Consider the following 14,123-nt stretch of genomic DNA (forward strand, 5'->3'; position numbering starts at 1 on the left):
CCCTACTTCTCGGTGACAGCAGCGGTAGGGCCGCCGCCGACAAACGAGAAGTCTATCTTTGAGGCTGCCTTGATCAGCTCGTAGGTACCGGTGGCAAAATCCGATTCCTCGAAGAGACCGGCGGGTCCGTTGAAGACCACGGTGCCAGACTTTTTTAAGACACCGACCATATCGTGGATCGCGTCCATGCCGATGTCGAGAACCGGGCAGTCGTCAGGAATTTTGGTTATAGGGTATTCCTTCCGGCGGTTGTTCTCGCGGACGGCAACCGTCTGGGGCATGATGACCTTATCCCTATAGTGGAAAAGGATCTCCTTTGCCTTCTCGATCTCGGGCTGGTACTTGAGCTGGGCAATCAGCTGGGTGGAGGGTTTGCCAATATCGTACCCTGCCGCGATTAAAAAGACGTTTGCCACAACGCCGATAACGATCACCGTGTCCGCGATTCCCTTGTCGAGCACGTTTCTCGCTACGTCGATCGAATCGTCCACCTTGGTGCCGCCAAGTACCATACAGACCGGCCGGGGCGCACCTGAGAAGACTTTTGAGAGCGTGAAGACCTCCTTCTCCATGAGGAGCCCCCCGGCTGACCGCATGACCATGGGGAGGCCGACAACGGTTGGCTGGGACCGGTGGGCAGTGCCAAACGCATCGTTGACAAAGACATCTCCCAGCGTGGATAGTCTTTTGATGAGATGGGTCTTCTTTGCATCTTCGGGTTTCAGCGTCAGGTTCTCCTCGGCATTGAACCGGACGTTCTCCAGCATTACGACCTCGCCCGGCTTCATCCGGTGCACGGCTTCGCGGGCATGGCGGCCGAAGATGCTGTCCACGTAGGTCACGGGCTTTCCGAGCAGCTGCTCCAGCTTCTCGGCATGGGCTTCAAGCGTGGTGAAATCCTTCTTCCCAGGCCTGCTCTGGTGAGTGATAATGACGACTTTGCTTGTATCCAGGGCATGGATAGTGGGAAGGTGCTCCCGGAACCGCTTGTCATCTAAAATAAGGTTGGATGTGGGGTCGATGGGGGAGTTGAGGTCGAGCCGGAGGAGGACTGTTTTTCCCTCAGCTCCCAGGTCCCGGATTGTTCCAATCGGCATCAATGATCCCCTTGATACAGCTACGATGTACTGCGGGCCTTGATCTTCTTCATCCGGAAGAGCTCTTCTCGTTCCATCTCGTCAAGGCGCATCTTGATGAAGTCCCGGGCGGCGGTGAGTTCCGGGATGACCTTGAACTCGAGCGCGTTGACCCGGCGCTTGGTCTTCTCGATCTCGTCGAGCAGGCGTTTCATGGTAGTCTCGATCTCGGCACTCAGGATGATCGCTTCCACGAGTTCCTCGAATGCCGATGCGGTCTCATCGATGACCGTCGATGTGCCGAGCACACCGTAGCCGCGGTCCGCGAGCGTTTTTTTCACTTTCGAGGACTCGATCTGCGGCACGACAACGCCCATGATGTTCTTGCTTTTTAAGGCAATCTGGGGCACTTCCTTGACAGAGAATGCCGCCGATTTCACCCCGATAGCCCCCTCGACAGTGTTTGCGAGCGCCATCATCTCGACAGCGCGGGCATGCTTCTTGAGGAGATCTCCCTTGCAGTCCTTTGCATCTGCGAGTACCTTGAAAAATTCTAAGATTAGTCCATCGCGCTTCATCTTGAGGATCTTGTAGCCGCGCTCGGAGAGCTGGATCTTCCGCTTGAGGTTGATCAGTTCAGAGCGGGTTGGCTTGATATCGCGCAGCGCCATGGATGATTACTCCTTCTTTGCACCGGCCTTGATCTTGGGGTGGTACTTGTTGATGAGGTCGCGGTCGATACGGGTCAGCTGCTCAACCGGCAGCGTGGAGAGGAGCTCCCAGCCGATAGTCAGGGTGTCCTCGATGGTACGGTCCTCGTCGTATCCCTGGCGGACAAAGCGGTTCTCAAAGAGATCCGCGAATTCGAGCAGGAGCCGGTCACGCTCGGAGAGCGCGTCCTTCCCAACGATGGCCACGAGACCGCGGAGGTCGTTGCCTTCAGCGTATCCTGCGTACATCTGGTCGGAGACCTTCTTGTGGTCGTCACGGGTTTTCCCGTTGCCGATACCGAGGTTCATCAGACGCGACAGTGAGGGCAGCACGTTAATGGGAGGGTAGATACCCTTGCGGTGAAGGTCACGGTTGACCACGATCTGTCCTTCGGTAATGTAACCGGTCAGGTCAGGGATCGGGTGAGTGATATCGTCACCGGGCATGGTCAGGATCGGGATCTGGGTAACAGAGCCCTTCTGGCCCTTGATCATACCGGCACGCTCGTAGATGCAGGCGAGATCCGTGTACATGTATCCTGGGTAGCCACGGCGACCGGGCACTTCTTCACGGGCTGCACCGATCTGGCGGAGCGCTTCACAGTAGTTGGTCATATCGGTCAGGATAACCAGCACGTGCATACCGAGCTCGAAGGCAAGGTATTCCGCGGTGGTCAGGGCGAGACGCGGGGTGATGATGCGCTCAACGGCCGGGTCATCTGCAAGGTTGAGGAAGACGACGGCATGCTCGAGGGCACCGGTGCGCTCAAAGTCCTGCATGAAGTAGTTCGCTTCTTCCTTGGTGATACCCATAGCAGCGAAGACCACGGCGAAACTCTCGGTTGAACCGGGCACCTTTGCCTGCCGTGCGATCTGGAGCGCAACATTGTTGTGCGGGAGACCAGCGCCCGAGAAGATCGGGAGCTTCTGGCCACGGACAAGGGTGTTGGTGCCATCAATGGTCGAGATACCGGTCTGGATGAAATCTGCCGGCATGCCACGGGCGTACGGGTTGATAGCCGCACCGGTGATGTCGAGGCGCTTCTCCGGGACAATCTCCGGGCCGCCGTCGATGGGCTTACCGCCACCGGACAGGATACGGCCGAGCATGTCCTTGCCCACGGGCATCTTGATAGTCTCACCAGTGAAACGGACACCGCTGTCACGGCCGATACCGGTGGTGGTCTCGAAGATCTGGACAACGACGAGTTCGTCGCTGGTGTCCAGCACCTGGCCACGCTTGATCGTCCCATCGAAGAGAACGATGTTCACGAGTTCGCCGTAGGCGACAGGCTCGGTCTTCTCGACAAAGACGAGGGGACCGGCAATCTTGTTAATCGTCCTGTATTCCTTCATGCTGCCGACCTCAGGGTGTTGAACTCAGCGTCCATCTGCTTCTCGATCTTCGCAAGTTCGGGCTTGTAGTCCTTGATGAACTTGATCTGGGGCAGCTCGTTCTTGGACTTGACCGTGTTGATCTGCGCCGGGCTGACACCAGCCAGCTGGGCAGCGTAGGCAAGGTCTGCAAAGAGCTTGATCGCCTTCATCATGTCGTACTGCTTTGTCATGTCACAGAACGTGTCGACCGAGTCGTATGCGTTCTGCTGGAGGAAGATCTCACGGATCATACGGGCGACCTCGATGGTCACCTGTTCTGACTCGGGCAGTGCGTCGGAACCGACGAGCTGCACGATCTCCTGGAGTTCTGCTTCCTTCTGGAGGACTTCCATGGCCCACGACCGGATCTTGTTCCACTCGGGGGAAACCTCCTTGTCATAGTAGTCCTGGAGAGCTTCGAGGTAGAGCGAGTACGAGTTCAACCAGTTGATTGCCGGAAAGTGCCGGCGCTGGGAGAGCTTGGCGTCCAGTGCCCAGAAGACCTTGACAATACGCAGGGTGTTCTGGGTGACCGGCTCCGAGAAGTCCCCGCCCGGAGGGGATACTGCCCCGATAACCGAAACGGATCCGCCATTGCCGTTGAGGGCCTTGACAAGTCCTGCACGCTCGTAGAACTCCGAGAGGCGGGCAGCGAGGTATGCCGGGTACCCTTCTTCACCGGGCATCTCTTCGAGACGACTGGAGATTTCACGCATGGCTTCTGCCCAGCGGGAGGTCGAGTCTGCCATCAGGGAGACGTCATAGCCCATGTCACGGAAATACTCCGCGATGGTGATACCGGTGTAAACCGAGGCCTCGCGGGCGGCCACCGGCATGTTGGAGGTGTTTGCAATGAGCACCGTCCGCTCCATGAGGGGCTTTCCGCTCTTCGGGTCTTCGAGGTGCGGGAATTCGGTAAGAACTTCCGTCATCTCGTTGCCGCGTTCTCCGCAGCCGATGTAGACCACGATCTCGGCATCCGACCACTTGGCCAGCTGCTGCTGGGTGACCGTCTTGCCGCTCCCGAACGGGCCGGGAATTGCGGCGGTGCCGCCCTTTGCAATGGGGAAGAGACCGTCGAGGATACGCTGACCGGTGATCAGCGGGATCGTCGGGTTCAGCTTCTCCTTCACGGGACGCGGAACACGGACCGGCCAGCGCTGGATCATCGGGAATTCGCGGCCGTCGTCGAGAACACAGATGGTCTCGTCAACGGTGAAGTCCCCGCTCTTGATCGTCTTGACAACGCCTGCCTTTGCATTGGGCGGGAGCATAACCTTGTGGACGATGTTCGTTTCCTGAACTTCTCCAAGGATTGCGCCCGGCTCGACCTTGTCGCCGGTCTTGACGAGCGGCTTGAAGGTCCATTTCTTCGTGTGGGAGAGCCCGGGTGCGGACACACCGCGCTCGATGAAATTGCCCATCTTGTCGACGAGCACCGAGAGCGGGCGCTGGATACCATCGTAGATACTGGTCAGCAGGCCCGGCCCGAGTTCCACGGCAAGCGAGAGCCCGGTGTTCGAGACCGGCTCACCCGGGCGGATACCCGATGTATCCTCGTATACCTGGATGATAATGTGCTCGCCCTGGATCTTGATGACTTCTCCCATCAGCTCTTCTTTGCCGACCTTCACCACATCGTACATGTGGGCGTCAAGGTTGACTGCCGTAACGACAGGGCCGGCGATCCTTTTGAGGACCCCTTGTTTTCCGTTTGCTTGTTTTCCTTTTACTTCCACAGATCAACACCCACCGATCTCTTGATTCTCTCCCGCATGGAGAGCCCGCCTTCCTCTTCACCGCCGATCGCAATAACGGTCGGCTTCACGGAATTCTCAAGCGTTGCGCGGAGCCTCCGCGGGATCTTGTCCATGTCACCTGAGTTGAGGACAAGGATACCGACCTCGCTGTCCTGCAGCACCGTGGTGATGTGCTCGTTGAGCTTCTCATCGTTTTCCGCTGCATAGGTCTTCCTTATGCCCGCAAGGCGGAACCCGAGGATGAACTCGCTGTTGCCTATTACTGCAATCTCCATTTACATCACCAGGTATTCTGCGATCTTCTCTGACGGCAGTCTCGACTCCTTGCCACGGGCAAGTGCCCGCAGGTTGAAGACCTCGTACTTCTTCTTCTCAAGATATACGAGGATCGGGTGGATCGAGAACGGGTTTCTCTTGCTCATCTTCTCCATCTGCTCGAGCTGCACGCGAGTCAGCCGGACCTCTATGCCGGAAATACTGCCTTTCTGCCCTTTCAGCTCGTCCATCAGTGCATGGAGTGATTCGTTCCGGAAATTCACCTTGAGCTGGTCGATGAATTCGTTCGTGTCGCGAATGGAGTCCAGGCTGGTGAAGTCGTTTATCGAGAGCGTGCCGCCGGCGACAAACATGTCCCGGACATCCTCATCCGTCTGTGCATCTACACGGAGCCGGAAGAGGGTCTTGGCATTCTTGATATCGATCTCCAGCTGGATGTAGGACAAAAACGCCGATGCGCCCTTGATCCCGGCCTTTGCATCGGCAAGAATCTCGGCATAGAACTGCTTGTACAGCTCGTTTTCCATATGGGAGAACGAACCGGACTCACGGGCCGCCGGGAATTCGCGTGCAAGCACCGGGAACATCCGGTGGCCTTTCAACAGTTCGATGATCCGGTCGTTGCTCTCCTCGGAAAGGAGCCGGTCCAGCACAACCTTGTCCAGGCTGCCTGCGGGGATTAAGATCTCCTTGATCTTGCCGGGTTTCTCACCCTGAACCTTGCCCCGGAGGATGGTCAAGACATTCTGGATGTCCCACCGCCGGAGGTAGGCATGGGTGAAGCCCTTGAGCGTGCCCGGTGCAATCTCCTGGATCTTCTGGTATTCCTTTGCGAGGTTCCAGCTTAAGGCGACTTCCACAAGGTCGATGCCTTTGAACGCCGTCCCCAGCTCGTCGATCTCCTGTTTGTATTCGGTTTCTTCGATGACGCGGGTGATCTCGGCAACGCTCATGTTGAGCATCCGCATGTACTCCTCACGCGGGAGGAGTTTGGCTTTCCGCACCCGCATCCTGGTGCACACATAGATGTACGGTGCTGAAATATTCACACCCATACGTGTGCCTCCTTACCCGAACAGGATATCCGACGCATCCTTCAACCCGGATTCCCACACGCCCGATAAGAACGTGCGGTAGCTGTAATCAATCTGCAACTCCGCCCCTTCGCCTTCGACCAGGATGCCGCCATCGATATTGACGGGTTCGCCCAGTTTAAACCCGGCAAACTCCGGGTTCTCGGCGATTACCGCCTTGAGGGCGGCCACATCCCGGGCATTGGAGGAGACCTTTCCCTTCGGGATCTCCTTCTTTGCCTCGGCAAGGAGTTTCTTGATTGCTTCACGATGGAAGCTCTCAGGGAGGGCTGCGATGTCCTTTAATACGGCTTCGTACGCCTGGTCCAGGAGTGCCTTCTGTGTGTTTAAGAGCTCTCGCTTGACAAGGAGGTTCGCTGCGGAGACCTCCTGGCCCTGGATGTGAGCTGCCTGTTTTGCGGACTCCTCTTCAGCAGCGAGCTTAATCTCGCCGACCTTCTTGTTGGCTGCAGCGAGGATAGCGTCAACGTCCTGTTTGGACTCCAGCCGTATCTTCTCTGCCTCGGACCTGCCTTTTTCCCTGATCTCTTCGACTACTGCTTCCAGTCCCATTGTTCTCTCCCTTAGAAGAGCAGAAGGAGACCGACGACGAGACCGAAGATGACGATTGTTTCAGGGATAACGGTGAAGAGAAGGCCCAGACCGAAGAAGTCCTTGTTCTCTGCAATGGCGCCGACTGCTGCGGCACCGATGCCCATCTCGGCAACACCGGTACCGACACCGGTAAGACCGACGGCGAGTCCTGCGCCGATTGCCTTCATTCCCATCTGCGATGCCTGGATCGATGCGAGATCTGTGGTTGCTACTGCTACTGCTTCAACTGCCATAATTTATTCCTCCGTAAATTTGCGTTTCATTCCGAATGGAACGTACCTGATGCCTCCACCTTTGTAGAACTTGGTGAAGAATTCGACATAGTGCAAACGAATTGAGTGGAGACCCCCACCCAGGAGACCCAGTGCGACATTGAGCGTGTGGCCGAACAGGAAGATGACCAGCCCGACAACGATCATCACGATGCCGACAATGGATAATTCTTTCATACCGGGACTGATGAACATCCCGATTGCCATATAGTTGACGACCATTGCGATCGCGACCGATGAGAGGCCGACCGCAACGAGACGTGCATAGGATAAAACATGAGAAATGATCGTGGGTAACTCGATTACTTCAAGAACCGAGTCCCGGGCGATGCAGATTACACCGACAAGGATGAGTGCCGCCCCGATGAATGTGCCAAGGGTAAACCCTGCTGCAACAACCGGCAGCCCGGTGAGATCGGGCATATACGGCATTGCAACATTGGACCAGATCGCGACAAGGATACCCCACATGACGGCAAGCCAGCCGAAGTTAGCCATGACCGTCTTGGTCCGGTGTTCCCCGTGGTCCTGTTTTGCATGGTTATACATACCAAGAACACGGCCCAGCGTGATGTGCAGGATACCAATCCAGATAGCCATGATCATCAGTGCGGGAATTGCAGGCCCGTGCCCGCCGGCTTCCGTTGCCCCGATGAGCAGGTGACGGCTGGGCATGATGAACCCGGCGTACCCGTGGATCAGGTTCGGGACTCCGCCAAACCCGAGAACCCAGCCAACGACCTGTGTAAGCTCGAAGCCGAGGAACTCGTTGAAGAGCAGGCCGAAGATGATGCTGGAGATGCTGGCGTTCCTGAGCACCTTCAAAAACATCTGTCCGTCTTCACCTTTCATCATCCTCTGCAGGCCAAGGCACATTGCCAGGAAAATCAGGCCATATCCGACATCCCCGACGATAATACCAAAGAAGACCGGGAACACGATGGCAAGCATCAGTGTCGGATCAATCTCTGTGTACTTGGGCCGGGAATAAACGTCCATCAGCATCTGCGCAGGCTTTGCGAACTGCGGGTTGCTGTACTCAACCGGAACATTGTCGTGCTCCAGATCCATGGGCAGGACATCGACAAACACCCTGCCACCGGTTGCCTTCACGAGTGCAGCGCTGATCTCCTCCACTTTGTCGGAGGGGACCCAGCCTTCTGCAACAAAGGTCTGCTTCGTGGTTGCAAACCGGAGCGGTGCTTCTGACTTCTCGGCCTCTGCCCTGAGATACTCCTCGCAGGCCACCATGAACCCGGCATGTTGCTGCCGTACCGCGTCGAGTTTTGCCGAAAGACCGGCAATCTCCTTGTTCAGGGCTGCTGCCTGTTCAGTGTAAAACCTGATGCGTTCCTGAGGGGAACCGGTCTCGTCAGGGATCTGGACTGACTGATATGCCGCTTCCTGCAGGGCCCGCTCGACCTCGCCCTTCTGCGCTGACAGGGCAACGATGACAACGAAGTTCTTCTCCTTTCCCTTGACAAACTGCATCTCATTCGGGACGGAGAGGGAAACTTCCTTTGCAACATAGCCTGCGTAAACGGTGAAATCGCGGTACCCGCGGTACACGGAAAGATCGGCCGGAATGTCCGCAAAAGGCGTGATCTCGGTGATCTTCTGCTCGAACTCCTTGACCTTGTTCTCGAGTTTTCCGCGTTTCTGAGTCAGTTCCTCGACTTCGTTTGCGAGGACCGGCAGTTCGCGCTCGATCCGTGCCTTCAGTTCGGCTCTTGTGCCGGACTGTGCCGGATCCATGTCATCTGCATTGATGGAGACGGCATTCTCGATTGCCCGGATCTTCAGCAGATCGATGGATACTTCGCTTGCGCCTGAAAGAGGTGTGCCAATCTTAAAGCCCTCATACCCTGCTTTGCCGCCTTCAACATATTCCTCGATGTGGAACAGGTGGTGGCGGTAGAGCTCCGTCACAACGGGAGTCATCTGGTCCCGTGATGCGGCGATGAGGAGCCGGCTCATCTGCTTAGGCTTTAACATGCAGCTGCTCCTTAAACCGCAAAACCAGCAGCTGCACTGCCTTTGAGAGGTTCTGTTCCCCTTTTGCTTTCAGTGCTGCTGCGCGCTGATTGCCGCTTTTGATGATTTCAGCGTGCTTAAGTGCCGCCTGGTTCCGTGCTTCTTCCAGTTTCAGCTTTTTGTACTGTTCTGCATTGCTCTGCGCTTTGGTTACCAGATTATCCGCCTCAAGCTCGGCCTGGGAATGTCGCTGTTTCTTCTCTTCCTGGGCCTTGCTGATCGTGGACAGGTAGTCATTTTCAGCTTTCTTGATGTCGTTTAGGACCTCAGTTTTCATCCAACCCTCCTCTCACGGCAAGTACAATAATAGGTAAAAAAAGCCATATATGTATTGCTATTTTGCTGGAGAAGACGAAAATAGCGTTTTATTGTCTTTTTATCGCAAACAATCGCTGGGGATTTTTATTTCGCCCGCTGGACGGGAATCCGGGGTCACTCCCGCGCCGGCGTTGTTAATGGATCGCGGCTAACTGGTTAATATCCGGAAATTGACATACCGGTGCGTGGCACCCTCCGGCAGGTCCATGATCTCAACACCCTCCGGGTGGGCCCTGAGCACAATTCCGGCAAGCTCGTCGCTGGAGCAGACCAGGTGTTGCTCCGGGTGGGTCCCCCGCCGGATCGAGCAGCTGGTCGTGATGAGCGGGCCGACCGACACCAGGTACGAGAACCGTTTCGAGCCCGGGTGGTCCTTTGGCAAGACGATCAGGGGCATCCGGTACGTCCTGACGAACTCGGCAAGCATGAACGCCGGTTCCATGGCCCCGCCTTCAGGGGCAGAAACGGCAATGAGGTCACCCGGTTCAACGGTCTGGCTGTACTCCTTGTCCATAGTCTCGATGCGAAGGGCAAAGAGAGAGCCGGCCCTTGTCACCAGCAGAAAAGAGCGGGTGCCGGAGATGAGCAGGAACTCATCCTTGAGCGGCACGATCATGGTATCAGAGTGCGATTACGTCCTCGGACTGGCAGCTTGCACAGACGGGCTTCTTGCTGATGCTCTCGAACTTCTCACCGCATTCATTGCAGCGGTACTTCTTTCCCTTGACCCGCTCATCGAAATTCAGGTCCCCGGTGGGGCCTCCGCCAACAGTACACACGTTCGTTCACCTCACTACGACATCTCCACGCAAAGGCTTAAGGCTATCTTTTACTGTTCCCGGCACACTTTCCACACTACCGGGGGATCTCACACAAGGATGACATTGAAGGTCACGAGCGCGATTACCAGGAGCACACAGGAGTGCTTGACTCCCGCTGCAACAGACGACTCGCCCATCTGCCCGGCGATCAGGCCGGAGAAGAGCGCCTGCATGAGGCAGGCGTGGTACAGGATACGGGCAAAGGTTGCCAGAGGGATGGACCCGAAGCTCGATATGGATCCCGCAGTGGAAAGTCCCTGGGTATTAATATCGGCAAGGATGGGGAGGAACTGCATGGTGAGGACGGCAACGACGAAGAGGAAGACGAAGAACGAGAGGTACACGATTGCCGTGTAGATGAACATCTCCGTAAGCCGCTCCTTTTTCAAAGCCTCGCTCATCTTTGCATCGCTCGATGCGATCGAGAGCACCTCGCTGATCTGGCCGCTCATCTCGCTCGCCTTCGTAATCAGCGTCACGGTCCGGGCAATTGCCGGCGTGCTGACCCGTTGTTCAAACCGGACCAGCGCCTCGGTGAAGTTCGCCCCCCAGTCCATATCTCGTTTGATCCGCCGGATTTCGTAGCTGAGCAGCCCGAGGTTCGTGTTCACCATGATGGCAATGGCCTGGGCGATGGTGAGGCCGACCTGGTTGATCCCGGACAGCCGTTCAAGGAAATCAGGGACAAGGGACTGGATACCGAGGACTTTCCTCGACCAGATCTCATAAAAGATCGCGTACGGGATGAGAATGATGAGGATGGCAAGGACGATATGATCATCAACGACACCGAGATAGACATCGATGTCCCGGTACAGGGGGACACGCAGGAGCACCGATGCGATGTACAGGATCGCGATCGGGACGGTGATATACAGCGTGTGGTCGACATTGGTGATGAAGCTCTCAAGAGGGTGGCGGATATGGTCGGCAATGGCGCGGATGCGGTCATATTTCTTCAGCTGATCGAACTGGTGTGCCTCGTCCTCCTTATTGACGATAGTGATGTCCGGGTAGGCATGCAGCCATTTTATCGTGGTGTACCGCTCCGTATTCTCAGCCTTGATGGAGATCAGGTCGATCAGGACGATAAATATCAGGGACCCGATGGGCATGACTGCATAGGTGACGAGCGAGAGCTGGAGCACGGCTGAGCCGCCGGTCATCCCCATGACCACCATGATGATGATAAGGAAGAGCGGCCCGGCGACAAAGAGCGTGACATAGCCTTCAGCAACAAGCGAGAGGACGTTTAAGAACTGCTTCTGCTCAAAGCGGGCTTCCTCCTGGTACATCCGGACCCTCATGGAGAGGAACTCCCCCATGTCCCCGCCGCCATCGATGATGGAAAGGAGATCCTCTAAGAAGAGCTTGAGTTTTTCCGATGGCGTTGTCTCGGAGAGGTGTCGGATCGCCGTGACAACATCGTACCCGAAGAAATCCGCGTCCCGCACGATCTGGCGGAACTCCAGGGCAACCTCGCCGTAGATATCCGCACGCTCCGAGAGGGACTGGAAGATGGGCATCAGCTGGGCGCCGCCTTTCCGCATCGCGTACATGTACGCCACCGCGTTGTGGAGGGTCAGGTTGATCTTGATCGCCCGGTTCGTCTTCTCGATGCCCGGTATCCTTATCAGGAGGGCGAAGCCGAGGTATGCACCAATCACAAACGAGAGGATGAGGATGGTGACGGCAAGGATTTCTGCTGGCAGCTGACCGCTGAAGAAGGTGGGCATCTGGAGCCCGAAAACATTGCTGATACCAATGCGTCCTTGCAGGGACGGCAGAGTAAAGGAGAGGCTGGAAACGAACCCGAGAGCGGCAAAGGCGAACCCGGCAAGGAGGGAGATCTTCACTGAACGCCAGACATACTGCTCGGGTGTCATACCGATCCGGGCGGAGATCATGTCGGCATGGAGACTATTAAACCGGACCGGATCACGCCTGACCCACTGGGAGATAACGTTCCGAAGCATTAGCCGATTACCTTGCGGAGGTCTTCGATATTCTCCAGGACATTCTTTTTGTCGATATAATAAGCATGGAAGAGCGAAGCAACGGAGATGTAATCCCGGATACCCTGTTTCATCATGGCTGAAAGGATCGATTTACGGATGCTGATCTCGCTCTCCATCACCTCGCGGGTCCAGCCACGCCGCTCTGCGATGTCCATGTACACCTGCGATCTCCCGGTGTAGGTGATGATATCGTGCACAGGATCGTACACAAAGACGTTGTTGACGCGGAGATTACCCGAGGAGGGATCTATCCCGGCAATCTCAACGATCTCCTGGGCACGGCGGACCCGTTCGGTTCCATGGTAGATGAGCCCCTGGACGCTGACGATGTTCAAGGCCTGCATCATGTTCCTTGGCACATTGAGGGGTTCGCTCTCCAGACGGTGGATGGCGGCATCGACACTGCCGCCGTGCATGGTCGAGAAGGTTGTGTGGCCGGTGTTCATGGCCTGGAAGAGCGTCTGGGCTTCCTTGCCACGGACTTCACCCACAAGGATGAACTCCGGGCGCTGCCGCATCGCAGCCCTCAGCAGGTCGAACATGTTGATGGCATTTCCCCCCTCGGTCAGTGCTTCGCGGGTCACGCTTGCGATCCAGTTGTCATGGAAGAGCGTGATCTCACGGGTGTCCTCGATGCTGACCACCTTTGCCACGGGGGGGATGAAGAGCGAGACCGCGTTTAAGGAGGTTGTCTTGCCCGATGCCGTTCCCCCGATAAAGAGGAGGCTCTTGTTGTTCTCGATGGCCATCCAGAAATAGACCAGTGCTTCGGCATTGAACGTCCCGTTCTCCAGCAGCTCAACAGGAGAGAACGGCTCTTCCCGGAACTTACGGATCGTGAAGGATGTGCCCCTTGTCGTCACTTCCGTCCCGAACGTCAGCTGGAGACGGGACCCGTCGGGGAGGGTGGCATCGATCATCGGTGCGCCGGTGGAGATATGCTTGCCGGACCGCTGCGCAAGCGTGATGGCAAGGGAGTTGAGGATGTCCGGTTCGAAAGCAATGTTGGTCTTGATATTCCGGTACCTCCGGTGGTAGAGAAAGATGGGGATCCGGTTACCATCGCAGGAAATATCCTCCAGCTGCGGATCCTTCATCAGCGGATCGAGACGCGACCAGCCGATGTAGTTCCGGATCAGGAAATACTGGATCTTGAACCGGGTCGGGGGTTCAAGGATAATCCCATAATCCACGACCAGCGCGTTCATCTTCTCAAGCAGGAGGTGTTTCCGGTCTCTCCGGATCTCATCCGAGGTGAGGATCAGCACATCGCGGAGATCCTCGTGCAGGCGCTCGAGCAGTTCGTACTCGAAATCGGAGAGCGTGGGTTCGAAGAGGAGGTACTCGTCCTGGTTTGTCCGCTTGTTGTGGCCGATGACAACCAGCGAGCAGCCCTGCTCAACCCAGTACTGGTCAACTGCCTCGTAGGTCTCCGGCACCCGTGCCTCTACGAGCGTCCCATGCTGCTCGAAGTCATACTCCTCGACCGGTGCCTTGTCGCTGCCCTTTTCGAGCGAGAGGAGCCGGCGGATCGAGAGGCCGGACTTCTTTCCCGTTGCTCCGGGTGCAGCGGCATCCCCGCTGGTCGCAGGCGCCTGTTTCCCGGTTCCGCTCCCGGTCACGGCACCCCCATCTGCCGGTGATCCGGGCTGCGTTCCGGTCTCGACTCGTTTACGGGATTTGATGAGGTCTCCCAGTCCCATACTCCACGATCTCCCTCTAAAAGATACTGGTGTTCCGATGTATAGTTCGTGAGATCAAATTATATAAGGG

The 14,123-nt window shown here is 56.7% G+C and carries 14 protein-coding genes; all 14 read right to left on the reverse strand.

What is annotated here, in order from left to right; genetic code table 11:
- Positions 1-2: 2 nt before the first annotated feature.
- Complete coding sequence (locus tag CW742_RS00975; protein ID WP_292415551.1) at positions 3-1,097, reverse strand: phosphoglycerate kinase; 1,095 nt, start codon at positions 1,095-1,097, stop codon at positions 3-5.
- 20 nt (positions 1,098-1,117) lie between these two features.
- On the reverse strand, positions 1,118-1,747 hold the full coding sequence (locus CW742_RS00980) for a V-type ATP synthase subunit D (protein WP_292415552.1): 630 nt from the start codon (positions 1,745-1,747) through the stop codon (positions 1,118-1,120).
- Positions 1,748-1,753: 6 nt separating this feature from the next.
- Positions 1,754-3,142 carry a V-type ATP synthase subunit B gene (locus CW742_RS00985; protein ID WP_292415553.1) on the reverse strand — a complete coding sequence of 463 codons (1,389 nt, stop codon included), beginning with the start codon at positions 3,140-3,142 and terminating at the stop codon, positions 1,754-1,756.
- Entirely contained in the window at positions 3,139-4,902 is a 1,764-nt protein-coding gene (locus CW742_RS00990) for an ATP synthase subunit A (RefSeq protein ID WP_292415554.1), read from the reverse strand. Before CW742_RS00990 ends, CW742_RS00985 begins: the two co-directional genes overlap by 4 nt.
- Positions 4,893-5,198, reverse strand: coding sequence for a V-type ATP synthase subunit F (locus CW742_RS00995; RefSeq protein ID WP_015284355.1), 306 nt, complete (start codon positions 5,196-5,198; stop codon positions 4,893-4,895). The genes CW742_RS00990 and CW742_RS00995 overlap by 10 nt, the downstream gene beginning before the upstream one ends.
- Positions 5,199-6,254, reverse strand: coding sequence for a V-type ATP synthase subunit C (locus tag CW742_RS01000; RefSeq protein WP_292415555.1), 1,056 nt, complete (start codon positions 6,252-6,254; stop codon positions 5,199-5,201).
- Between the two features lie 12 nt (positions 6,255-6,266).
- Entirely contained in the window at positions 6,267-6,845 is a 579-nt protein-coding gene (locus CW742_RS01005) for a V-type ATP synthase subunit E family protein (RefSeq protein WP_292415556.1), read from the reverse strand.
- Between the two features lie 11 nt (positions 6,846-6,856).
- Positions 6,857-7,120 (reverse strand): ATPase, encoded by a 264-nt coding sequence (locus tag CW742_RS01010; protein ID WP_292415557.1) that lies wholly within the window; start codon positions 7,118-7,120, stop codon positions 6,857-6,859.
- Positions 7,121-7,123: 3 nt separating this feature from the next.
- Positions 7,124-9,154, reverse strand: coding sequence for a V-type ATP synthase subunit I (locus CW742_RS01015; protein WP_292415558.1), 2,031 nt, complete (start codon positions 9,152-9,154; stop codon positions 7,124-7,126).
- Positions 9,141-9,470, reverse strand: coding sequence for an ATPase (locus tag CW742_RS01020; RefSeq protein ID WP_292415559.1), 330 nt, complete (start codon positions 9,468-9,470; stop codon positions 9,141-9,143). The genes CW742_RS01015 and CW742_RS01020 overlap by 14 nt, the downstream gene beginning before the upstream one ends.
- Before the next feature lie 189 nt (positions 9,471-9,659).
- Entirely contained in the window at positions 9,660-10,127 is a 468-nt protein-coding gene (locus tag CW742_RS01025) for an alpha/beta hydrolase (protein WP_292415560.1), read from the reverse strand.
- Positions 10,128-10,131: 4 nt separating this feature from the next.
- The gene (locus tag CW742_RS01030) at positions 10,132-10,290 is read right to left on the reverse strand and encodes a hypothetical protein (protein WP_292415561.1); all 159 of its coding nucleotides are present in this window, start codon (positions 10,288-10,290) and stop codon (positions 10,132-10,134) included.
- Between the two features lie 89 nt (positions 10,291-10,379).
- Positions 10,380-12,308 (reverse strand): type II secretion system F family protein, encoded by a 1,929-nt coding sequence (locus CW742_RS01035; protein WP_292415562.1) that lies wholly within the window; start codon positions 12,306-12,308, stop codon positions 10,380-10,382.
- A complete protein-coding gene (locus CW742_RS01040; protein ID WP_292415563.1) occupies positions 12,308-14,053 on the reverse strand; it encodes a type II/IV secretion system ATPase subunit in 1,746 nt (581 codons plus the stop codon). The genes CW742_RS01035 and CW742_RS01040 overlap by 1 nt, the downstream gene beginning before the upstream one ends.
- Between the last annotated feature and the right edge of the window lie 70 nt (positions 14,054-14,123).

The sequence above is a fragment of the Methanoregula sp. genome, assembly GCF_002835825.1.
Classification (GTDB): Archaea; Halobacteriota; Methanomicrobia; order Methanomicrobiales; family Methanospirillaceae; genus Methanoregula.

Coding starts and splice junctions, on each gene's coding strand:
- CW742_RS00975 (WP_292415551.1), bottom strand. CDS start 1,097: ATGCCGATTGGAACAATCCGGGACCTGGGAGCTGAGGGAAAAACAGTC.
- CW742_RS00980 (WP_292415552.1), bottom strand. CDS start 1,747: ATGGCGCTGCGCGATATCAAGCCAACCCGCTCTGAACTGATCAACCTC.
- CW742_RS00985 (WP_292415553.1), bottom strand. CDS start 3,142: ATGAAGGAATACAGGACGATTAACAAGATTGCCGGTCCCCTCGTCTTT.
- CW742_RS00995 (WP_015284355.1), bottom strand. CDS start 5,198: ATGGAGATTGCAGTAATAGGCAACAGCGAGTTCATCCTCGGGTTCCGC.
- CW742_RS01000 (WP_292415555.1), bottom strand. CDS start 6,254: ATGGGTGTGAATATTTCAGCACCGTACATCTATGTGTGCACCAGGATG.
- CW742_RS01005 (WP_292415556.1), bottom strand. CDS start 6,845: ATGGGACTGGAAGCAGTAGTCGAAGAGATCAGGGAAAAAGGCAGGTCC.
- CW742_RS01010 (WP_292415557.1), bottom strand. CDS start 7,120: ATGGCAGTTGAAGCAGTAGCAGTAGCAACCACAGATCTCGCATCGATC.
- CW742_RS01015 (WP_292415558.1), bottom strand. CDS start 9,154: ATGTTAAAGCCTAAGCAGATGAGCCGGCTCCTCATCGCCGCATCACGG.
- CW742_RS01020 (WP_292415559.1), bottom strand. CDS start 9,470: ATGAAAACTGAGGTCCTAAACGACATCAAGAAAGCTGAAAATGACTAC.
- CW742_RS01025 (WP_292415560.1), bottom strand. CDS start 10,127: ATGATCGTGCCGCTCAAGGATGAGTTCCTGCTCATCTCCGGCACCCGC.
- CW742_RS01035 (WP_292415562.1), bottom strand. CDS start 12,308: ATGCTTCGGAACGTTATCTCCCAGTGGGTCAGGCGTGATCCGGTCCGG.
- CW742_RS01040 (WP_292415563.1), bottom strand. CDS start 14,053: ATGGGACTGGGAGACCTCATCAAATCCCGTAAACGAGTCGAGACCGGA.